This window comes from Pseudomonas sp. Marseille-Q1929, from assembly GCF_017316265.1.
Classification (GTDB): Bacteria; Pseudomonadota; Gammaproteobacteria; order Pseudomonadales; family Pseudomonadaceae; genus Aquipseudomonas.
The window spans coordinates 68,521-89,691 of sequence record NZ_JAFLWU010000011.1 but is presented as its reverse complement, the minus strand read 5'-3'; the positions used below and the strand labels follow the sequence as shown (position 1 = coordinate 89,691).

Annotated in this window: 20 protein-coding genes; 15 read left to right on the top strand and 5 right to left on the bottom strand. The window is 62.2% G+C overall.

Annotation, left to right across the window (positions count from 1 at the left end; genetic code table 11):
- Positions 1 to 2: 2 nt before the first annotated feature.
- The gene (locus J1G37_RS14290) at positions 3 to 1,535 is read left to right on the top strand and encodes an MFS transporter (RefSeq protein ID WP_207042619.1); all 1,533 of its coding nucleotides are present in this window, start codon (positions 3 to 5) and stop codon (positions 1,533 to 1,535) included.
- Between the two features lie 62 nt (positions 1,536 to 1,597).
- The gene (locus tag J1G37_RS14285) at positions 1,598 to 2,929 is read left to right on the top strand and encodes an OprD family porin (protein WP_207042618.1); all 1,332 of its coding nucleotides are present in this window, start codon (positions 1,598 to 1,600) and stop codon (positions 2,927 to 2,929) included.
- A 32-nt stretch (positions 2,930 to 2,961) separates the two neighbouring features.
- Here the strand turns inward: J1G37_RS14285 and J1G37_RS14280 are convergent, their stop codons facing one another.
- From J1G37_RS14280 to J1G37_RS14265, 4 genes are all read right to left on the bottom strand, one after another.
- The gene (locus J1G37_RS14280; RefSeq protein WP_207042617.1) at positions 2,962 to 3,828 is read right to left on the bottom strand and encodes an alpha/beta hydrolase-fold protein; all 867 of its coding nucleotides are present in this window, start codon (positions 3,826 to 3,828) and stop codon (positions 2,962 to 2,964) included.
- A complete protein-coding gene (locus J1G37_RS14275; RefSeq protein WP_207042616.1) occupies positions 3,828 to 6,050 on the bottom strand; it encodes a TonB-dependent siderophore receptor in 2,223 nt (740 codons plus the stop codon). Before J1G37_RS14275 ends, J1G37_RS14280 begins: the two co-directional genes overlap by 1 nt.
- 97 nt (positions 6,051 to 6,147) lie before the next feature.
- Positions 6,148 to 7,491, bottom strand: coding sequence for a sensor histidine kinase (locus J1G37_RS14270; protein WP_207042615.1), 1,344 nt, complete (start codon positions 7,489 to 7,491; stop codon positions 6,148 to 6,150).
- Positions 7,491 to 8,219, bottom strand: a complete 729-nt coding sequence (locus tag J1G37_RS14265) for a response regulator transcription factor (RefSeq protein ID WP_207042613.1) — start codon at positions 8,217 to 8,219, stop codon at positions 7,491 to 7,493. The genes J1G37_RS14270 and J1G37_RS14265 overlap by 1 nt, the downstream gene beginning before the upstream one ends.
- A 249-nt stretch (positions 8,220 to 8,468) precedes the next feature.
- Between J1G37_RS14265 and J1G37_RS14260 the strand changes: the two genes are divergently transcribed.
- From J1G37_RS14260 to J1G37_RS14230, 7 genes are all read left to right on the top strand, one after another.
- A complete protein-coding gene (locus tag J1G37_RS14260) occupies positions 8,469 to 9,389 on the top strand; it encodes an ABC transporter substrate-binding protein (protein ID WP_207042611.1) in 921 nt (306 codons plus the stop codon).
- Complete coding sequence (locus J1G37_RS14255; protein ID WP_207042609.1) at positions 9,386 to 10,489, top strand: phosphotransferase; 1,104 nt, start codon at positions 9,386 to 9,388, stop codon at positions 10,487 to 10,489. The genes J1G37_RS14260 and J1G37_RS14255 overlap by 4 nt, the downstream gene beginning before the upstream one ends.
- Positions 10,486 to 11,358 carry a rhodanese-like domain-containing protein gene (locus J1G37_RS14250; RefSeq protein ID WP_207042607.1) on the top strand — a complete coding sequence of 291 codons (873 nt, stop codon included), beginning with the start codon at positions 10,486 to 10,488 and terminating at the stop codon, positions 11,356 to 11,358. The genes J1G37_RS14255 and J1G37_RS14250 overlap by 4 nt, the downstream gene beginning before the upstream one ends.
- A 127-nt stretch (positions 11,359 to 11,485) precedes the next feature.
- The gene (locus J1G37_RS14245; protein ID WP_207042606.1) at positions 11,486 to 13,633 is read left to right on the top strand and encodes a TonB-dependent siderophore receptor; all 2,148 of its coding nucleotides are present in this window, start codon (positions 11,486 to 11,488) and stop codon (positions 13,631 to 13,633) included.
- A gap of 12 nt (positions 13,634 to 13,645) precedes the next feature.
- Positions 13,646 to 14,482: an HAD family acid phosphatase gene (locus J1G37_RS14240; RefSeq protein ID WP_207042605.1), complete on the top strand. Its 837-nt coding sequence runs from the start codon at positions 13,646 to 13,648 to the stop codon at positions 14,480 to 14,482.
- A gap of 16 nt (positions 14,483 to 14,498) precedes the next feature.
- Positions 14,499 to 15,065 carry a nicotinamide riboside transporter PnuC gene (pnuC, locus tag J1G37_RS14235; RefSeq protein ID WP_124525677.1) on the top strand — a complete coding sequence of 189 codons (567 nt, stop codon included), beginning with the start codon at positions 14,499 to 14,501 and terminating at the stop codon, positions 15,063 to 15,065.
- Between the two features lie 38 nt (positions 15,066 to 15,103).
- A complete protein-coding gene (locus tag J1G37_RS14230; protein ID WP_207042604.1) occupies positions 15,104 to 15,838 on the top strand; it encodes a UTRA domain-containing protein in 735 nt (244 codons plus the stop codon).
- A gap of 4 nt (positions 15,839 to 15,842) precedes the next feature.
- Here J1G37_RS14230 and J1G37_RS14225 read toward each other — a convergent pair whose 3' ends face one another.
- A complete protein-coding gene (locus tag J1G37_RS14225; protein ID WP_017737044.1) occupies positions 15,843 to 16,331 on the bottom strand; it encodes a type VI secretion system tube protein Hcp in 489 nt (162 codons plus the stop codon).
- Between the two features lie 188 nt (positions 16,332 to 16,519).
- Here J1G37_RS14225 and J1G37_RS14220 point away from each other — a divergent pair, with 188 nt between their 5' ends.
- The 6 genes from J1G37_RS14220 (at position 16,520) to J1G37_RS14195 (ending at position 21,155) form a co-directional block, all read left to right on the top strand.
- Positions 16,520 to 17,434: an NAD synthetase gene (locus J1G37_RS14220; RefSeq protein WP_207042596.1), complete on the top strand. Its 915-nt coding sequence runs from the start codon at positions 16,520 to 16,522 to the stop codon at positions 17,432 to 17,434.
- Positions 17,431 to 17,997, top strand: coding sequence for a hypothetical protein (locus J1G37_RS14215; protein WP_207042594.1), 567 nt, complete (start codon positions 17,431 to 17,433; stop codon positions 17,995 to 17,997). Before J1G37_RS14220 ends, J1G37_RS14215 begins: the two co-directional genes overlap by 4 nt.
- 140 nt (positions 17,998 to 18,137) lie before the next feature.
- A complete protein-coding gene (locus J1G37_RS14210) occupies positions 18,138 to 19,052 on the top strand; it encodes an NAD synthetase (protein ID WP_207042586.1) in 915 nt (304 codons plus the stop codon).
- Complete coding sequence (locus tag J1G37_RS14205) at positions 19,049 to 19,618, top strand: hypothetical protein (RefSeq protein WP_242551584.1); 570 nt, start codon at positions 19,049 to 19,051, stop codon at positions 19,616 to 19,618. The genes J1G37_RS14210 and J1G37_RS14205 overlap by 4 nt, the downstream gene beginning before the upstream one ends.
- A 140-nt stretch (positions 19,619 to 19,758) precedes the next feature.
- Positions 19,759 to 20,673, top strand: coding sequence for an NAD synthetase (locus J1G37_RS14200; protein ID WP_207042585.1), 915 nt, complete (start codon positions 19,759 to 19,761; stop codon positions 20,671 to 20,673).
- Entirely contained in the window at positions 20,670 to 21,155 is a 486-nt protein-coding gene (locus tag J1G37_RS14195; RefSeq protein WP_207042584.1) for a hypothetical protein, read from the top strand. The genes J1G37_RS14200 and J1G37_RS14195 overlap by 4 nt, the downstream gene beginning before the upstream one ends.
- Positions 21,156 to 21,171: the final 16 nt, after the last annotated feature.

The following is a 21,171-nucleotide window of genomic DNA, read 5'->3' as shown; positions in this document are numbered from 1 at the left end:
CGATGACCGTGGCGGCCCACCCTCCCCTGAGTTTCAAGCAGGCCTTGCTGGCGATGATCGGCATCTCGTTGGTGCTGATGCTGTCGGCGCTGGACCAGACCGTGATCGGCAATGCGTTGCCGAGCATCGTCGCCGAACTGGACGGCTTTGAACTCTATGCGTGGGTCGCCACCGGTTACCTGCTGGCGTCCATCGTCACCATCCCGATTTTCGGGCGGCTGGGGGATTACTACGGGCGCAAGCCGTTTGTGCTGGCCGCCACACTGATCTTCACCCTGGCCTCCCTGGCCTGCGCGGTGGCCAATGACATGCTGGTGCTGGTGATCGGCCGCGCGTTGCAAGGGGTCGGCGGCGGCATGCTGATCGGCACCGCCTTCGCCTGCATCCCCGAACTGTTTCCCGATACCCGCCAACGCCTGCGCTGGCAGATGCTGTTGAGCGCGCTGTTCAGCGTGGTCAATGCAATCGGCCCGGGGCTCGGCGGTTATCTCACGGGCGCCTTTGGCTGGCGCGCGGTGTTTTATATCAACCTGCCGTTGGGCTGTGTGGCGTTGTTGATTGCCTGGCGCTTCTTGCCTTGGTATCGGCCGCAGCAACGGGTGGGCATCCGCCTCGATTGGCCCGGCGCGCTGTTGATCGCCCTGGCGTTGGGCAGCCTGCAATTGTTTGTGGAGTGGCTGGGGCATTCGAGCCTGGCGCTGAGTGCGGCGCTGGGCCTGGGTTGCATCGCGGCGGTGGTTGCGCTGTGGCATTGGGAGCGGCGTTGCCCCCACGCACTGTTGCCTGCTGCACTATTCGGCCTGCCGAGCCTGCGCCTGTTGTTTATCTTGTCGGTGGCGGCGGGGGCGATCATGTTTTCGCTGCTGTTCTACCTGCCGTTGCTGCTGCAAGGCGCCTATGGTTATTCGCCGCAGGACGCTGGCCTGTTGATCACGCCGCTGGCGCTGAGCATCACCCTGGGGGCCATCGTCAACAGCCGTATCGTCACCCGTTTGCGCAACCCGAACTGGCTGCCGCTGGCGGGGTTTGTCGCGCTGTTGCTCGCCTGCCTCGGTTTGGCGGTGGTGGGCCGTGGGGCTTCGTTCAATGTGTTGCTGGGCTTGATCCTGCTGGCGGGGTTGGGCCTGGGCTTCATCCTGCTCAACCTCACGGTGTTCACCCAGACCTTGGCCGAGCGCCAGTTCCTCGGCATTGCCACGGCGCTGACCCAATCCCTGCGCCTGGTCGGCGGACTGTTGGGCACTGCCGGCATGGGCGTGCTGGTCAACCTGCTCTACAGCGCCAATGTGCAGCGGGTGTTCCTCGCCGCCGATCACGTCGAAGGGATTGCCCTCTATGCCGACCCGCAAACCCTGTTGCATGCCCACCTCGACGCCTCGCCCTGGCTGGACCTGGCCCGCGATGCGCTGGCCCAGTCCGTCGGCGTGGGCCTGTTGCTGTGCGCCGGGATCGGCGTGCTCGCCCTGTTCATCCTGTACCGCTTGCCGCCGGTGCGACTGCATGTCGTGCCCGCCACCGTTGCTCCTGAAAAATAAGAAAAATTTCACTGCCGCCTTTGACTGCCCTCAAAAACCAAACACACATGGGGATGACACCGATGGAGCTTTTCAATCGCGCACCAACCGTACTCGCCGGCCTTTGCGGCCTGATGATCGCCCAGCAGGGCTACGCCGCAGGCCTGGTGGAAGACAGCAAGCTCAACGTGCTGGCCCGCAACTTCTTCAGTAACGCCGACAACCGGAGCGGCGCGGCCGACCCCAACTACACCCAGGAATGGGGCCAGGGCTTTATCGCCAACTTCGAATCGGGTTTCACCCAGGGCACCGTGGGTTTTGGCGTGGATGCCATCGGCATGTTCGGCGTGCGCCTGGACTCCGGCAAAGGCCGCCACTACAACCCGGAAAGTACCGCGTTCAACGGCAACATCTTCCCCACCGACCATGACGGCCGCGCCGTGGACGAATTCGGCAGCCTGGGCCTCACCGCCAAGGCACGCTTCGCCAAGACCGAGCTGAAATACGGCACCCTGGTACCGATGCTGCCGGTGGTGATGTCCACCGACCGCATGCTGCAACAGACCTTCAACGGCGGCCAGGTGCAATCCAAGGACCTTGACCACTTCACCTTCACCCTCGGCCAACTGGAACACGTGAAAGGCCGTGGGTCGAGCGACCAGATGGGCATGTCGATCCCCGGCGCCAACAACGCGGTGAGCGGCACCTTCGTCAACAAGTTCTACTACGGTGGCGTCGACTACAAACCGACCAAAGACCTGACGTTGCAGTACTACTACGGCAACCTGCAGGACTTCTACAAACAGCACTTCCTGGGCCTCAAATACGACTGGCAGATCGGCCCCGGCACCCTGCGCACCGACCTGCGCCACTTCGACAACCGCTCCGACGGCGCCAACAGCAACGACCCGGCCTACTACACCCTCGGCTACTACGGCGACGGCGTGACCAAGGGCAAAGTCGACAGCCGCCTGAGCAGCGCGCAATTCACCTACCTGGTCAACGGCCACACGATTGCCGCCGGCCTGCAACAAGTCAGCGGCGACAGCGACGCGGTATGGTTGAACCAGGGCGATGGTTCCACGGCATACTTCATGACCGAGTCGATGGTCGGCAAATTCCAGCGCGCCGGCGAGACCACCTGGCAGGTGAAATACGGCTATGACTTCGCCGCGGTCGGCGTACCGGGTTTGAGCTTCATGGGCATGTACGAAAGCGGCTCGAACATCCGCACGCCGACGGGGGACAAGAGCGAGTGGGAGCGTAACTTGACGGTGAGTTATGTGGTGCAACAAGGGCCGTTGAAGAACCTGAGCATTGCGTTGCGCCATGCCTCGTTGCGCACGGAAGTGACGACGCAGCGGGACAGTGATGAGCATCGGGTGATTGTTAGCTATCCGATCAGCATTCTGTAAGGCCGAATACAGCTCCCACATTTTGAACTGCGCTATGGCTGGCTGAGGTGTTCCAACGTATAGCGCAGCGACGCCGGCAACATTGGCCCATGCCCCAACCCAGGGAATGCCTGATACCGCACCTTCAACCCCTCTACCCGCTGCAAATCCGCCAGCAGTTTCTTCGCCTCACCCTCCCCTTTCGGCCCTACCTGCCTGGACGGACTCGCCGGTTCCTCATCCCCGCGCATCATCAGCAACGTCGGCTGCCTGCCCTTCAAGCGCTGCGCCAACCCTTCGGCATGAATCACCCCACCGTTCCACCACAACGACGGACTGGCCGCCGCGTATTCGTCAAACGCATCCGGCCGGGTCATCAGGGTGTACAGCACGAACAAGCCGCCATAGGAATGCCCCCACAACAGCTGCCGCTTGGGCTTCTCTTCCAGCCGCTGGTTGATCAGCGGTCGAATCTGCTGCGTGAGCAGGTCGAGGAACTGTTCCGCGCCGCCACTGGCCACGTCGGTCAATGGGTCGCGCTGGGCGCCCTCGCCCACGCGCGGTGTGTAGTCGAAGGTGCGCGCGTTGCGTTCGATGCGCAGCGGTGTGGCGTATCCCACTGCCACCAGCACCGGCGGCGTGGCGCTGTGGGACAGGCGGTTGAGCAGCGCAGTGTCCAGCGCCGCCATGGCCGCGTTGCCGTCCAGCAGGTAGGCGACCGGGTTGGCCGCGCTGACCTTGAGCGGGCGCCCCAGCCAGATGCGGTAGTGCCGCGCGCCGTCGGCGGAGTCCAGTTCCAGGGTGCTGAAGCTGTAGTCGCTGGCTTCGCGCAGTACCGGGGCGTCCATCAACTGGTCCGGTGCCGGCTTGGCGTAGACGAACGAGGTAAAAAACAGCGCCAGAAAAATCCCCCGGCGCATCAGAACGACGCCGTCAGGCTGGTGAACAAGGTCCGCCCGGATTGGTTGTAAGTCGCCGCGCCCGCACCGTCGATGTTGTTCACGCCCTGGGCATTGCCTTCGCGCCACAGGCGTTTGTCGAAGACGTTATCCACGCCGGCCGTGAGGCTGAGGTTCTTGGTGATGGCGTAGGTGCCGCTCACGCCGGCAATCGCATACGGCGACAGTTGGTTGTTCGACGAGCCGGTCACGCGGTAGCCGTGGTAGTCATATTTTTTCGGGGTCTGCTTGCCGTACCAGGCCACGTTCGCTTGCAGGGACAGGTCTTGCGTGGCCTGCCAGTCGAGCATCGAGTTGAGGGTGTATTTGGGCGTGACCGAGAGCACGTCGCCGGTCTGTTTGTTTTTCGATTGCAGCATGTAGGTGAAGTTGTTGGTCCAGGTCAGCGATTCGGCCAACGGCAAGGTGAGGTTGCCTTCGAGCCCTTCGACCAGCGCCTTGGGCACGTTTTCCCACTGGAACACGTTGGCACCCGCGGTGGTGCCCGTGCCGCCGGTGGCGGTGCCGACCGGGGTCAGGCCGGACTCGATCTTGTTCTTGTAGTCGTTGCGGAAGTACGTCAGCCCCGCGACCACGCCGGCGTTGCGGTACTCGATCCCCAGCTCTTTGTTGACGCTGGTTTCCGCCTCAAGGTCGGCGTTGCCTTGCAGGTAGCAGCTCTTGGTCGAGCCGTAGCAACCCTGGCCGTTGCTGTACAGCAGGTAGTTGGGGTTGAGCTGATACAGGTTCGGCGCCTTGTACGAGCGGGCGATGCCGGCCTTCAAGGTCAGGGTGTCGGTGAGCACCTGGGACAGGTTCAGCGACGGGCTCCAGTTGTCGCCGACAATATCGTGGTGGTCCAGGCGCAGGCCGGGGGTGAGGCGCGTGCCGGGGCGCAGTTCAATGTTGTCTTCGGCAAACACCGAGAAGATCCGCGACGACGACGTGCTGCTGCGGTTGGTGCTGGTCAGCCCGGCCACGCTGCCGCCTGCGGTGGTGGTCTGGGTATTGGCGCTCGGGTCGTCGAGCTTGGACTCGACCCACTCGGTGCCCAGGGTCAGTACCTGCTCAAAACCGGCGTGCAGCGGCAGGCTGACTTCGCCGTGGGCGGTCAGGTCGCGCAGGGTGGTGGTGTAGAAATCGGTGTTGGCGAAGATGCCTTCGGTGCCGCCGGCGAGGCCTTCGTTGATGCGGCTGTTGCGGGTCTTTTCGTATTGCAGGTAGGCCAGGCTGCTGCCGAAATCCCATTCGCCACGGTGGGTCAGCGCGTAGTTTTCACGGTAGAGGATGTTGGTCTCGTGGCCGAGCATGCTTTTCACGCTGGCATTGCTGTTGGTGTTCTGCGTATCGCCGGTGTAGATGTTGCCCTGGCGGCTGAAACCGGCCTCCAGGTCGAGGGTTTGCTCGGGGGTCATTTTCCAGCTGAGCAGGCCGTTGACGTCCTTGTTGCGCACGCCTTCGCGCCCCGCTGGCAGCGTGCCGATCTGGGTGCCGTAGCGCGCGGATTCGTGGCCGCTGTTGATGTCGGCGTCATCGGCGTTGGTCTTGGCGATGTTGCCGTACACGCGGTAGCTGAGGTTGTCGGTGAGCGGGCCGTTGAGGCCGAAGTTCATACGCTCGGTCTCGCCCTCTTCCTTGTGCTGGGCGAAGTTGTGGTAGATCGTCGCCGAGCCGTGGGTCTCGGTGCCAGGCTGCTTGGTGATGATGTTGACCACGCCACCCGCCGCGCCGTTGCCGTAACGCGCGGCGGCCGGGCCACGGATGACTTCGATGCGTTCGACTTGATCGGCCGGCACCCAGTTGGTGTCGCCCCGGCTGTCACGCTCGCCGCGCCAGCCGTAGCGCACCGAGTTGCGGCTGCTCACCGGTTTGCCGTCCACCAGGATCAGGGTGTTTTCCGGGCCCATGCCACGGATGTCGATCTGGCGGTTGTTGCCGCGCTGGCCGCTGCTGGAGTTGCCGGTGAGGTTGACGCCGGGCATGGTGCGGATGATTTCCGACAGGTCATTGGCCGGTGGGCGTTTCTTGATGTCCTCGGCGGTGATGATCGACACGCCGGGCATCTGCTTGATCTCTTCCTGAGCGGTGCCCAACACGGTCTGGGTCGGCAGTTCCATCTGCGCGGGCGCTTCGGCCTCGGCGGCAAAACCGGCGACGGGCAACAGGCTGCAAATACTCACGGCAAGCAGGGACAAGCGGAACATGGGGCGATCTCCAAACGTCAACCCGACCGATAGCGGCGGGCCATCAAAGATCGCAGATGATAATCAGATGCAATAACGAGTAAAGAAACTTAACTTTCTAAACATTTGCCGCCGGCAGGCGCAGGTTCATGCGCAGCCCCTGGCTGCCGCAGGTGGCCCACAGCGCCCCGCCCTGCAATTCGATGGCACGGCGGGCGATGCTCAAGCCCAGGCCAAACCCGCTGCCGACGGTGCCGTCCAGGCGCAGGTAGGCTTCAAAGATGCGCTCCAGATCGGCCTCGGCCACGCCGGGCCCTTGGTCTTCGATCAGCAGGCACCAGTTATCGCCTTCACGCTGGCCGCTCAAACGGATCACGCCGTTGTGCGGCGAATGGCGAATGGCATTGCGCAGGATATTTTCCAGGGCCTGGGCGAAGCTGTTGAGGTGCACGTGCAGCAGGCAGGTGCTGTCCAGTTCACACACCAACGCGTCCAGCGGCCAGCCGGTTTCGAAGTGCGCGTCTTGCACCAGGGCTTCCCACACCGAGGCCACCACCACCTCTTCGGCATCCAGGCGCGGCTTTTCGGTGTCGAGCCAGGCCAGGTTGAGGGAGTCGTCCACCAACCGGCGCATTTCCTCCACCTCGCGGGACAGGCGTTGCTGCAACTGCTCGGGCGGCAGGCCGCTGTCGCTGGCGATCTTCAAGCGCGCCAACGGCGTGCGGATCTCATGGGACAAGGTGCGCAGCAACTGGCGCTGCTGGTTGAGGCTCTGGCGCAGGCGCTCGGCCATGTGTTCGTAGGCGCGGGCCAACTCGCCCAATTCATCCGGGCGCCGGGTCACGCTGCTGCTGGCCAGCGGCGCCAGATCGCCCGAACTCAGCGCATTGGCGCGCTCGCGCAACTCATTCAGCGGCTGCACCAGGTGCCGGTACAGCAGCAAGCCCAGGCCCAGCGCCAGCAGCACCGGCACCACGCCGTGGGTGAACACGTGGGTCCACGGCGTGAGCCCCGGCGGCAGCAGGCGTTCGGGCAATTGCATCACCAGCCGGCCGCGTTCCGGGTGCTGGGGAAAGGCGATGCTGACGTAGGGCAGTTCATCGTCGAGGCGCTTGCTCATCGGCCAACTGAGCTTGCGCATAAAGGTCAGGTGGCTGACCTGCTCGGCGCTCAGCGGCGTGGTGCCGAGGCTGTGCAAATAGTCATCCAGCACGGCGACCCAGGTGTGTTCGCGCTGCTGCAAGGCCAGGCGCCAGCGCTCTACGGCGTCGGCATCGCCAGTGGCTGCTACCTGCTCAGCCTCGGCGGCATACGCGGCCAACGCGATGCGGTCCGGCGCTTCCAGAAAGTAGGTGTTGCGTTCCACCTGCAAGCCCCAGCTCCACACCAGCCACACCAGCAGCACGCAGAAGCCCACTTGCAGCAGCGCCATTTTCCACAGCAAGGGGTGGCGCCGCTGCATCAGGCGCCTGCGCACATCAGCACGTAGCCTTGGTGACGCACGGCGTCGATGCGCAGGCCCTGCACGTCGATGGCCGCGAGCTTGCGCCGCAGGTTGCACACATGCACATCCAGGCCACGGTCCAGGCGGGTGTAGGGCCGATGCAGCACGTGTTGATAGAGGAAGGCCTTGGTCAGCGCTTCACCCGCGTGTTCGTGGAGGGTGCACAGCAGGCGGAATTCCGAGGACGTCAGCCCGGCCGCCACGCCGTTGAAGCTGACGTCACGTCCATAGCTGTCGAACGCCAATGCCGACGGCCGCGCCAGCAGCGGCGGCGCACGTGTCCCGCAATCGATCGCCACGCGGCGCAGCAACGCGTCGATGCGCACGTCGAGTTCGGCCAGGCTGAACGGCTTGGGCAGGTAATCATCCGCGCCCTGGCTGAAGCCGGTGATGCGGTCCTGCTCGGCGCCCAGGGCCGACATGAGGATCACCGGCGTACCGCGCTCATGGCGCAGGCGCGCGAGGATATTCAGGCCGCTTTCGTTGGGTAGCATGATGTCCAGCAGGATCAGCTCCACTGGCGCATGCAGGGCCATGTCCAGGCCTTGGTCGCCGCGATGGGCGCTGTTCAAGGCGAAGCCACGGCGGCTGAGGTGGTTGCTGAGGTGGGTGCACAGTTCGACGTCATCCTCGATGATGAGGATGCGCGGGGTGGTTGGGGGTGGCGCTAGATGATAAGTATTCACAATTACGTTAGTTTCGCATTCGACGAAACATTTCGCAATGTTCACTGATGCAGCACATTCCAAGTGTGGGAGCTGGCTTGCCTGCGATAGCGGTCTGGCGGTGTACATATCCGTTTTTTGGGTAACGGATATGTACACCACCACCAACAACAACCCAGTTATATCCATAGCCAAAAATGATATTGGTATATACCAGATCACTCCCCTATAAATCCCCGACCAAAACAAGCTGTGCTGGAGTAACACGCAATGGTGTCGGTAAAGGTAATGCTCGAATACTTCCACCCCTGGCCAAACTCGGCCGGCCTATACCTGGCCCGCGAACGCGGCTGGTATGAGGAACTGGGCCTGGACGTGGAACTGGTCGTCCACGACCCCCACCGCGGCGACACCCTGCAACACCTGCTCACCGGCGCCGCCGACTTCGGCCTGTTCCCCAGCAACCGCCTGTTGGTCCGCCGCAGCCTCGGCCAGCCGCTACAAGGCATCGCCGCCATCAACCACGCCGGCCTGGAATCGATCCAGACCCTCACCGACTCCGGCATCCGCCGCCCCCGCGACCTGGTGGGCAAGCGCCTGGCCCTCAACCCGACGCCACGCGGCCTGGCGATGGTGCGCCACCTGGTCAGCCGCGACGGCGGCGACCCGGACGGCGTAATCCTGGTAGACAGCGGCGTGCGCGAATTGCGCCCCGAGCAACTCGCCGAAGGCATCGCCGACGCCAGTTTCGGCGGCTACTGGGCCTGGGAAGCGCTGATGCACAGCCCCATCGCCGCCGAACGCCGCGTGGTGTTGCCAGTGGACGCGATTGGCGCACCGGCCTATCACAGCTATCTGCTCGGCGCCCATGAACACACCCTGGCGGGCAAGCCCGAAGTGGTACGCGATTTCCTCGCCGCCACCGCGCGCGGTTATCTGGCCGTGGCACAAGACCCGCCAATCGCCCTCGCCGCCTACGAACACACCACGCCGTATTTCCCGACTGAATTGTTGAGCGCCTCACTGCATAAAATCGCCCCGACCTGGCTGCACCAAGGCCGCTGGGGCGAGCAACGCCAGGCGCTGCTGCAACCCTACGCCGAATGGCTGCACAGCCACGCGGTGCTCGACAACCCGCAGGCCTGGCAAGGCGCAACCAGCAACGCCTTCCTACCCGAGGTGGCGGCATGAACCCACAACGCACCTCCCATGGCCTGGGCCTGGAACCGGTCGCCGCCGACTGGCCGGCACTGCACGAAAGCGACATCGAACAGTTGCTGCGCAACTACCCACAACTGGGCGCACTGCACAGCCTGCATTGGCACAGCCCACGGCCGTTTTCCGCTGCTGGCTTGATCACCACCGGCACGGGCACGCTGTTCGTCAAACGTCATCACCAGCACGTGCGCCAAGCCGCGTGGCTGGAAGAAGAACACCGCCTGATCGCTCACTTGCATCGCCAGGGCGCTCCAGTGGCTGCGGTGGTCTCGAATCAACACGGCGCCACCGCCACTGCGCAAGGTGAGTGGACCTATGAAGTGCACCACGTCGCCGAGGGCCTGGACCTTTACCGCGATGCGCTGTCGTGGTCGCCGTTTCAACAGCATCAGCACGCCGTCGCTGCCGGTCAGGCCTTGGCGCGGCTGCATCAAGCGGCTGAACACTACGCCGCGCCCCAACGCCAGACCCCGGTGCTGTTGGCCAACGCGCGATTGATCCAGCACGCGGCACCACTGGAAAACATCAACAGCGCCTACCTCGCCGACAAGGACTGGCACACCCCACTCAGCGAACTGCTGCTGCCCTGGCACCGCGAGTTGCATCCGTTGTTGGCCGAGCAACCGCCGCTGTGGACCCACAACGACTGGCACGCCTCCAACCTGTTATGGAGTGCCGACGGCAGCGTCTCCAGCGTGCTCGATTTCGGCCTGGCCGACCGCACCTTCGCCCTCTTCGACCTGGCCACCGCCATCGAACGCAACGCCGTGCCCTGGCTCGACCTGGATACCGGTGGCGTGGCCCGCGCCGATCTCGACAGCGTCGATGCCCTGCTCGCCGGCTACCACCAGGTCCGCCCGTTGAGCACAAAAGACCTGCACACCCTCAGCGCCCTGTTGCCCTTGGTGCATGTGGATTTCGCGTTGTCCGAAGTGGCGTATTTCCACGACATCGTCGGCTCCACCGCCAGCGCCGATGTGGCGTATTACGCCTACCTGCTCGGCCATCTGCGCTGGTTTGCCGGGACCGAAGGGCAGCGTCTGCTGAGTCATATCCGGCGTAAAAACGTATGAGCATTCTGGTCGACAGCCAATGGCTGCACGCGCGTATCGCCGACCCGACGCTGGTGGTGCTGGATGCCACGGTGGTGTTGCCGGCGCCCGAATTCGACGGTGATTACCGCGTCCACAGCGGCGATGAAGGCTGGTTGCAGGCGCATATCCCCGGCTCGCGGCATGCCGATTTATTGACTGAACTGGCCGACACCCAGGCCAGCTTCAGCTTCGCCCTGCCGACGCCCGAAACCCTGGTAAGCGTGTTGGCCAATCTCGGCGCAGGCCAAGGCAAAACGCTGGTCATCTACGACCGCGCCGATGGCTTCTGGGCTGCGCGCCTGTGGTGGATGCTGCGCAGCGTGGGCATCGACGCAAGCGTACTCGATGGCGGCTTCAACGCCTGGCGCGCAGCGGGTTTACCCGTGCACAGCGGCCCCGCCGAGACGATAACCGTCGCGCGCGCCTGGGCAATCGACCCACGTCCGAACCTGTGGATCGATCGCCACGGCGTCGAAGCCATCACCTGCGGCCACGCACCGGGCGTGCTGATCTGCGCCCTCGGTGCCGCGCTGTTTGAAGGCTCCGCCCCCACCCGCTACGCCCGACGCGGGCACATCCCCGGCAGCCTGAATCTGCCGGCCCGCCACCTGTTCGACGCCCACGGCCGCTACCTGCCCAAGGATGCCCTGGCCCTGGCGATTGGCCCCACGCTGCTGCACAGCGACGGCCCCCTGGTGGTGTATTGCGGCGGCGGTATTTCCGCTGCCGCCAACGCGCTGGCCCTGACCCTGTTGGGTCGCCAGGACATCGCGATCTACGACGGTTCCCTACAGGAATGGGCCGCCGACGCACGCTTGCCAATGACTACCGGAGCAGCTCCGGCCTGACGCCATCCCTGGCGAACCCGGCTTTTTCATCACGAACTGGCAACCCGTCCGTTGCGCAGCGCTGGGCGCTTTTGTGCCCGATAAAAGCGTACGGCAGCGGCGGTCAGACCTTTGGAGCGCTCTTTACATGGCTACACCTTACCGCCACACCCTGCTCGCCCTGAGCATCGCCTTCGCCGCCACGGCCGTGCAGGCCGAGGATGCAACCTTGGGCACCGTCACCGTCCTCGGCCAGGAAACCACCGACTACCAGGCGAAAAACGCCGCCGTGGCCGGTTTCGATAACGCGCCGCTGCTGGACACGCCGGCGTCCGTCGCGGTAATCACCGAAGCCCGCTTGAAGGACCAGCAGGCGCGCTTGCTCAGCGAGGTATTGAAGAACGACGCCTCGGTCGGCGACAGCTACGCCCCGGTTGGCTACTACGAAAACTTTGTGATTCGCGGCTTCGCCCTCAACCCAGCGAGCAGCTACAAGCTCAACGGCCGCACCCTCACCGGCGAACAGAACGTCGCCCTGGAAAACAAGCAGCAAGTAGAAGTGCTCAAGGGCCTGGCCGGCTTGCAGAGCGGCGTCTCCGAGCCCGGCGGGCTGGTCAACTACGTGAGCAAGCGCCCGGAGAACGTGCGCTCGGTCACGGTGTCCACCAACGAACAGGGCGAACGCTACCTGGCCACCGATATCGGCGGCTGGCTCGGTGCCGAACAGCAGGTGGGCGTGCGCATCAACCTGGCCCACGAAGACATCCGCTCCTATGTCGACCATGCCGACGGCAAGCGTGATTTCGCCTCGCTGGCGCTGGACTGGAACATCAGCCCCAACGCCCTGCTGCAACTCAACGCCGAGTACCAGGACCGCGAGCAACACTCGGTGCCGGGCTATCAACTGCTCGGCGGCACCAGCGTGCCGCACCACGTTTCGCCCAAGGACATGCTCGCCTACCAGAGCTGGTCGAACCCGGTGGGCATCCGCTCGTTGAACCTCGACGGGCTGTTCGAATACCGCTTCAACGACGCCTGGAAAGCCAGCTTCAGCGCATCCCGCAGCCGCGTGGTGATCGACGACTACAGCACCTTCGCCTGGGGCTGCTACGGCGCCGCCAGTTGCGCGAACACCGCCGTGCCCAACCACTTCAGCGCCGAGGGTGACTACGATATCTCCGACTACCGCAGCCCCGACGACACCCGCAGCAACGAGGAGGCCCAGGCCGCGCTCAATGGCCAGTTCGACACGGGTTTTCTCAAGCACGACCTGACCTTCGGCACCACTGCGTTCCGGCGCTTGGTGGACCGGCGCAAGTCGGTCAACGAATACATCGGCGAGGGCAATATCTATCAGCCGTCGCCGGTACTGGAACCCTACGACGGTCCGCTCGGCCACACGTATCGCCGCCTCGACAGCCGCCAATATGGCCTGTTCGCCAGCGACCGCATCAGCTTCAACGAGCAATGGCAAACCGTCCTCGGCGGGCGCCAGGTGCGTCTCGACGAAGAAACCTACAACCAGTCCGGCGCCACCACGCGGCACACCCAGCGCAGCGTGTTCCTGCCCCAAGCGGCGTTGATCTACAAACCACGCCCGGACACGTCGTTGTACGCCAGCTACAGCAAAGGTTTGTCCCTCGGCGGTGAGGCCGCGTGGTTCAGCAGCAACGCCGACGAGGTGCTGCCACCGACCACTTCGCGCCAACTGGAAGTGGGGATCAAGCGTGACTTCCAGCGCCTGAGCCTGACCGCCGCACTGTTCCAGATCACTCAGGACCTGCAATACAACCGTCCGAATGACGACGGCACGACCACCTTCGTGCAGCAAGGCAAACAGAAAAATGTCGGCATCGAACTGTCCGCCAACGGCCGCGTGACCTCCGACCTGCAAGTCTCGGCCAGCGTCGCGGCGATCCGGGCGCGGGTCAGCGGCAGCGGCACCGATGACTATGACGGCCACCAGGCGATCAACGTGCCCAAGCTGCGCGCCAGCCTGCATGGCGACTACAGCATCCCCGGCATCCCGGGCCTGGCCTTGCTCGGCGGCGTGCAATACAGCGCGAGCAAGTACGCCAACCGTGAAGCCACGGTGAAGGTGGATGACTACGCGGTGTTCGATGCAGGCGCGCGCTACACCACCCGGGTCGGCGATTACGCTACTGTGCTGCGCCTGACCGTCGACAACCTGTTCGACAAACGCTACTGGCGCGATGTGGGTGAATCGGCGGGCGACGGCTACCTGTTCCTGGGTGCGCCGCGCACCGCGCGGTTATCCGCCACCGTCAATTTTTGAGGCTGATCGTTCATGCGTAATCTGATGTTTTCCAGTGTGTGCCTGCTCTCCACCGCCCTGGTCGGCTGCCAGCAGCAACCGCCCGCCAACGACCAGTTGGACGCGGTGCTGTGGACCCAGACCTCCATCGAGCACGAGCTGATTTACCGCCAGGTCTTCGCCAGCGCCACCCGCCAGCTGGACGCGGCCCTGGCCGACCCGACGTGGGACGCCCTGCCCTTGCCGCCGCGCAACCTCAGCGGCCTGCCCCCGGCCGTGGTGGTGGATATCGACGAAACCGTGCTGGACAACGTGCCGCTGAATGCGCGGGACATCCTCACCAACCAGGTCTACTCCTACGACCGCTGGAACACCTGGGTCGATCAGGCCAAGGCCCAGGCACTGCCCGGCGCTGTGGAGTTCCTGCAAGCAGCGGACAAGAAAGGCATCACCGTCTACTACATCACCAACCGCGAACACAGCCAGGTCCAGGCCACGGTCAACAACCTGCGCCTGCGCGGTTTCCCGGTGGCGCACAACGAACAGGTGCTGGCCGCCAGCACCCCGACCGGGCACTGCGAGCAAGCCGGCTACGGCAAGAACTGCCGGCGCCAATGGGTCGCCAGCCATGCCCGCGTACTGATGCTGGCCGGTGACTCCTTCGGCGACTTCGTGCAGGCCGAACACAACACCCTGGCCGAGCAACGCAAGGCGGCCGCGCCGTACCTGGCCTGGCTCGGCCAGCGCTGGTTCCTGCTGCCCAACCCGACCTACGGCAACTGGTACAGCGCGCCCTATGGCGATGAGGAAAAACTGCCCTTCGAACGCAAGCGCCAACTCAAGCAACAGGCGCTGCACCTGGAACACTAGTTGTTGAGAGAGCCCTATGTCGCCACTGGAAATCGTCGCCGTCTGCTTCAACATCGCCGGGGTCTGGCTCACCGCACAACGGGTGCGCTGGTGCTGGCCGGTCAGCGTGGTCGCGGTGTTGTTGTATGCCTGGATCTTCTTCGAGGTGAAGCTGTATTCGGACATGCTCCTGCAACTGGTCTTCGCCGTGCTGCAAGGGTATGGCTGGTGGCGTTGGAGCACCGGGCGCGTGGACGCCGGCAAGGTACGGGTGGAACGCTTGCCGATGCAGGAGGCATGGCGACACTTGCTGGCGGGCTTGATCGGCGCCGTGGCCCTCGGCGCGGTGATGCACCACTTCACCGACGCCGCCCTGCCCTGGCTGGACTCGCTGCTCACCGCCTTCAGCCTGGTAGCCAGCCTGTGGGCGGCACGCAAATACGTGGTCAGCTGGTGGTTGTGGATCGTGCTGGATGCGGCCTATGTCGGGCTGTTCCTCTACAAGGACCTGCACCTCACCGCCGCCCTGTACGCCGGTTTTGTGCTGCTGGCGGCCTACGGTTTGCGGGCCTGGCAACGTGACCTGCGCCAGCAGGAAGGGTAGAGTCACGCCCACGTCATGCCTGCCTACGGAACCCCAGGATGCCTTTCGACCCCATTTCTCCGCACTACCAGCGCATCCGCGAACAGATCGCCAACGACATTGCGTCCGGTAGTCCCCAGGCCGACGAGAAATTCCCCTCCGAGCGGGACATGATCGAACGCTTCGGCTGCACCCGCGTGACCTTGCGCCAGGCCTTGCAGCAACTGGAGGCCGAGGGCCTGGTCTACCGCGAGAACCGCCGGGGCTGGTTCGTCAGCCCGCAGCGCATCCGCTACGACCCGACACGCATCAGCGGCTTTATGGACTACGTCAGTGCCCAGGGCCGCACGCCCCGCACCGAATGCCTGCACGCCGAACTGCGCCCCGCCGGCCCCTGGCTGGCCAAGCGCATGGGCCTGGCCTCGGCGGACGAACCGGTGTTCTTCCTGCAACGCCGCCGCTGGATCGACCGCCGCCCAGTGCTGCTGGAATTCAACGCCCTGCTCGCCAGCTGGTGCCCCGGCCTGCTGGACGCCGACCTCAACACTTCACTGACCCAACTGCTGCGCGAACGCTTTGCCCGGGTGCAATCGCGCTGCGAGTTAGAGATGCACATCGGCACGGTCAACGAGGAACAGGCGGAATTGCTGCAACTGTCGCCCGGTTCCACCAGCGTCTACCTGGAGCGCTTGAACTTCGGCGAAGACAACCAGGCCGTGGAGTTCGACCAGGAATTCTGGCGCCCGGATGCGTTGTCGATTGTGATGGAGACGCGGTATCCGGGCACACGGTGAGGCGTCAGGCCTTCACGTTCTGCCGGATATTCCAGCCAAACTTCACCGGCCCACCGTCCTTGGCGCCGTCGGCTTTCTGCGGCTGGTAGCTGACATCGACGGTGGCAAAGTTCAGGGCGATGCGGTCGTAGAGCAAATCATCCTTACTCTCTGCACTGGTGCTGTAGGACACCACCATGACTTCCTTCAACGTGATCACCAGATACTCCACCGGGCTGGAACCACCCGCCTTGCGCACCACCAACCGCGCTTCGGGGTAATGTTTGCCGCTGGCGCAGGCCATCATCAGGTTGGGGCTGGATTTATCCAGCGGTTTGCTCAAGTTCAGGTTGCCGATATCGACTTTGCCCGCACCGCCTCCCGTACCCGAATGCATCGAACCCGTCTGCGACAACCCCCACGCCCATTCGGTGATGTCGATCTCATCGCGGTGCGCCTGGTCCCGTGACTCACCCTTGATATCGCCCAGCTTCAAAAACATATCGACGGCCATGTTGGCTCCCTGTCCTTAGTCAGCGCCGGAAATGGCGCGGGGCGAACTTTTCCTGATCCGACACGGGGGCCACAAGACACCACTGAGGGATCGGGAAGTGCCTGTCGGCAAACACCGAAACTTCCGACATTCATTTGCACCACCGCGTCTTTAACCTCTCAACTCCCGAAAAACCCAGGAGTTAAGGAATGACGACCGCCCTGTTCAAAGATGGATTTCCCTCGGCCCACCGCAACACGCGTCAACGGGTTGAAGGCCGCATTGACCTGCGGCGGCTATTCTCCGCCATCGACGCCGACCCTGCGCTGATTGGTGCGGGGGTGGTGTATATCGATGAGGATTTCAATGTGCTGACACTGCGCGAGTTTCAGGCGGTGTGCAGTGTGCAGGTGAAGAAGGTGGTGTTGCGTGAGGCACCGAGGGCTGTGGGGCCGGTGGAGTTCAAGCGGATGTTGGAGCATGAGCCGCGGGAGTCGAGGTTGGTGGCGGAGGCTTTGAAAACGGCGGTGACCTGTGCAGGGGCGATATTGAGTTGGATCGTAGTGTCAAGTGGAGTGGCGTTCATGCCCTTTACAGCGGGAGCGAGTGTGGTGATTACATTTATCGGCCAAGCTGCCCTGGCCGCCAGCATCACCCAGTGCATCGCCGGGTTGGGTCGAACCGGCGTTGAAGCATTCGTTCCGCAATACCTTGATAAATTGGACAACGAAGCCTGGTATCAGGCCGTTGAAGCAGCGCTGGATACCATCGCATTACTGGGCGTCGCCACCTCAGTATTGACAACTATCAGAACAGTAAACACAGCAACCAAAGCCACCGGCAAGCCACTCAGAAAAGTCCTGAAAGGCCTGAACCGCCAAGAACGCGCAAAACTGAATGATGAGTTGCTCAGGCTCCAGGACCCTCGACTAACCCCCAAAATCCTGAAGGTGAAACAGGCCAACAGAACATTGCCAAAACGAATCAGTGCCACAGAAATGCAACTTGCTACTACCCATCACATAAGAGAAGCCTTGGCGGCCGCTGTGGGTTTCGCTAGCAGCTCGATGCCAGGAAACATCAAGGCGTTGGCGATCGGTATCTACGAGGAGGCCAGCCAATGAGCAAGCATCAAGAGGCAAGAGAACTTGGCGAATTCAACATGGATGAAGCATGGAAAAATTGGAAAACGATGACGCCTGAGGAGCGCGCTTGCACCTATCTATACCTTGAAAACCCACTAAAATTCAGGAGGCGTTATGCGCTGGTGATCGGGGCGGATGTACTTACCGGCTGTTTCACGATAGCGATGACCGCCGTCTTACTGTTGGTGACGTTTCTCTCGGTGCTTCCAGAAGACCGTGCGATCAAAATCTTTTTCTTCGGCAGCCTCGTAACAGGTCTTGTCCTGTTTGTTTCAAAGATTCAGGTGACCTATGGTCGAATCCACTTGGTATGGATGAGTGTCGGCATCTACGTAATCTGCTTACTGATATCCCTACCCGCAATAGCGTACCGTCCGCCGCTTTTTCTTTACTTCATGGCCCTGCTCAGCCCCCTGATCGGCCTACTCATCCTCAACAGCAACCGCTGCCGCGAACTGCGCCACAAGATGGTTGAACTCCGCCACAAGCGCGAACACGTCATCGCCACCCTGAAAAAACAGGGCAAATGGAAAGGGTGGTGAGCCAATACTGTTACGGCTGCGCCACAAGCCGCCACAGCAGGATCGGGAAGTGCCTGTCGGCAAACACCGAAACTTCCGACATTCATTTGCGCCACCCCGTCTTTAACCTCTCAACTCCCGAAAAGCCCAGGAGTTAAGGAATGACGACCGCCCTGTTCAAAGATGGATTCCCCTCGGCCCACCGCAACACGCGTCAGCGGATTGAAGGCAGCGTTGACCTGCGGCGACTGTTCTCCGCCATCGACGCCGACCCTGCGCTGATTGGTGCGGGGGTGGTGTATATCGATGAAGATTTCAATGTGCTGACACTGCGCGAGTTTCAGGCGGTGTGCAGTGTGCAGGTGAAGAAGGTGGTGTTGCGTGAGGCACCGAGGGCGGTGGGGCCGGTGGAGTTCAAGCGGATGCTGGAGCATGAGCCGCGGGAGTCGAACTTGGTGGCCGAGGCGCTTATCACAGCAGTGACATGCGCGGGAGCGATACTGAGTTGGTTCGTCGTTACGAGTGGAGTTACGCTCATGCCGTTTACGGCTGGGACAAGCGTGGTGCTTACGTTTGCCGGTAAAGCCGCCATGGCTGCCAGCGTCACCCAATGCTTTATCGGCGTTGGTAGAACAACCACCGAATGGATTGACCCACAAGCGCTGGACCGTCTCGACGATGAAGTCTGGTACCAGGCGGCAGTCGCAGTATTGGATGGCATCGCCCTGGCTGGGATAGGGACATCCACCTTGACGACAATCAAAGCTATCAATGTCAGTACCCGAGTAACGGGCAAACCACTTCGTCAGGTACTGAAAGGAATGACGCGACAAGAACGAGCAAAACTCAATAATGAATTGCTCAGAATCAATGACCCGCGATTGACCACAAAACTACTCAAACTGAAGCAAGCTGCCGGCACTGCGACCAAACGCATCAGTGCAACACAGATGAAACGTATTACCGCGACTCACATAGGCGATTCAGTGGCAGGAATACTTGGCGTCACCAGTAGCACCCTGTCCGGGAACATCAAGCCACTCGCTATCGGTCTCTATGAGGAGATCCGCCAATGAAAAAACGGCGAGCACAAAAGATCCTGGAAAAAATGGGCTACAGCGATCTCCCGGCGCCTGACTGGAAAACCATGAGAGCAAAAGATTTCTACTATTCAGCCTTCTACATCACAGACCCTCGACTGCTACGCAAACGCTACATGCATGTCATTGGTGGCTGGATGCTTGCGGGCTGTTTTTCAATTGCGATGGCCGGCGTTCTGGTTTTGGTCACCTATCTATCCGGGGCACTCGAAGGAGGAACCTTGCGCAACTGGTTTTTTTCCGGGCTGACGATCGGCTTGGTGTTCGCTATTGCTCAAATACAAGTGCTATATGGTCACCCTCATTGGGTCTGGATAAACGTCGGGATCTACTGCCTGTGCTTTCTGAGCTCACTCCCCGCCATCACGTACAACCCCAACATTTACCTGTATTCCATGGCTCTTCTCAGCCCCCTGATCGGCCTACTCATCCTCAACAGCAACCGCTGTCGCGAACTGCGCCACAAGATGCTCGAACTCCGCCACAAGCGCGAACACGTCATCGCCACCCTGAAAAAACAGGGCAAATGGAAATGGTGGTGAGCCAATACTGTTACGGCTGCGCCACAAGCCGCCACAGCAGGATCGGGAAGTGCCTGTCGGCAAACACCGAAACTTCCGAGACTCATTTGCGCCGCCGCATCTTTAACCTCTCAACTCCCGAAAAGCCCAGGAGTTAAGGAATGACGACCGCCCTGTTCAAAGATGGATTTCCCTCGGCCCACCGCAACACGCGTCAGCGGATTGAAGGCCGCGTTGACCTGCGGCGACTGTTCTCCGCCATCGACGCCGACCCTGCGCTGATTGGTGCGGGGGTGGTGTATATCGATGAAGATTTCAATGTGCTGACACTGCGCGAGTTTCAGGCGGTGTGCAGTGTACAGGTGAAAAAGGTGGTGTTGCGTGAGGCGCCAAGGGCGGTGGGGCCGGTGGAGTTCAAGCGGATGTTGGAGCATGAGCCGCGGGAGTCGAGATGGGTGGCGGAGGCGACGAAGACGGCGGTGACCTGCGCTGGGGCGTTGTTGAGTTGGCATGTCATTTACAGTGGGATCGCGCTGATGCCTTTTACCGCGGGTGCCAGTGTTGTCGTCTCATTCGTAGGCACGGCCGCCGTCGTCGCAGGCTTGTTTCAATGCGCCGTCGGCGCCAATCGAACCGTGAATGAAGTGTGGGACCCACGCAGAAATGACTACCTGGACAGTAACGCTTGGTACGAAGGGATAATGCTAGCGCTGGACGGTATCTCCTTGCTGGCCGTGGGTACTTCTGCAGTGACCACGATGAAGGTCATCAACTTGTCCAAGAAGGCGACCGGCAAGCCACTGCGGGAAGTGCTCCGGGGATTAAGTCGGCAAGAGCGCGCCAAACTGACGGATGAACTGCTCCGAATCCAGGACCCGCGATTGACGCCAAAACTACTCAAGCTCAAGCAGGCCGCGGGCGATCTATCCAAGCGATTTCCAGCGACACAGATAAAACCCATCACTCACATGCACTTCAAAGATATTGCTGCGGCAGGGTTGAGCCTTACTAGCAGCACAACATCCGGGAATACGCGGATATTGGCCATCGGTATCTATGAAGAGTTCGCCGAATGAAAAACCGACGTTCGCCCTCTTTCTTCGTAGATCCCCGCTCAATTTGGGCTCGTCACCGGCTGGCGCTTTTTGGAGGAATTTTAGCCCTGTGCTTTTCAGTCGGCACGGCCAGCACTCTGATGAACCTCACCTACTTCGCCGACTCATCTGATGAGTTTGCGACGGGCGCGTTTTTCATTGGCAGCGCAACAACCTGCGCACTATTTGGCATCGCACAGAGCGCAGTGCTCCATGGTTATACGCAGTGGGTTTGGCTACAGGCTGGCGTGTTCATGCTCTATTTCCTGGCTGTTTTGCCAACAGCCATTTATAGCCCCGACCGCATCCTATTTACCCTGGCCGTTCTGAGCCCATTGGTCGGACTGTTGTTTATAAACAGCAAGCGCCAAAGGGAAATGCGCGGAACGATGCTCGAACTCCGCCACAAGCGTGAGCACATCATCACCACCCTGAAAAAACAGGGCAAATGGAAAGGGTGGTAAACCCCGCGCTCACGCC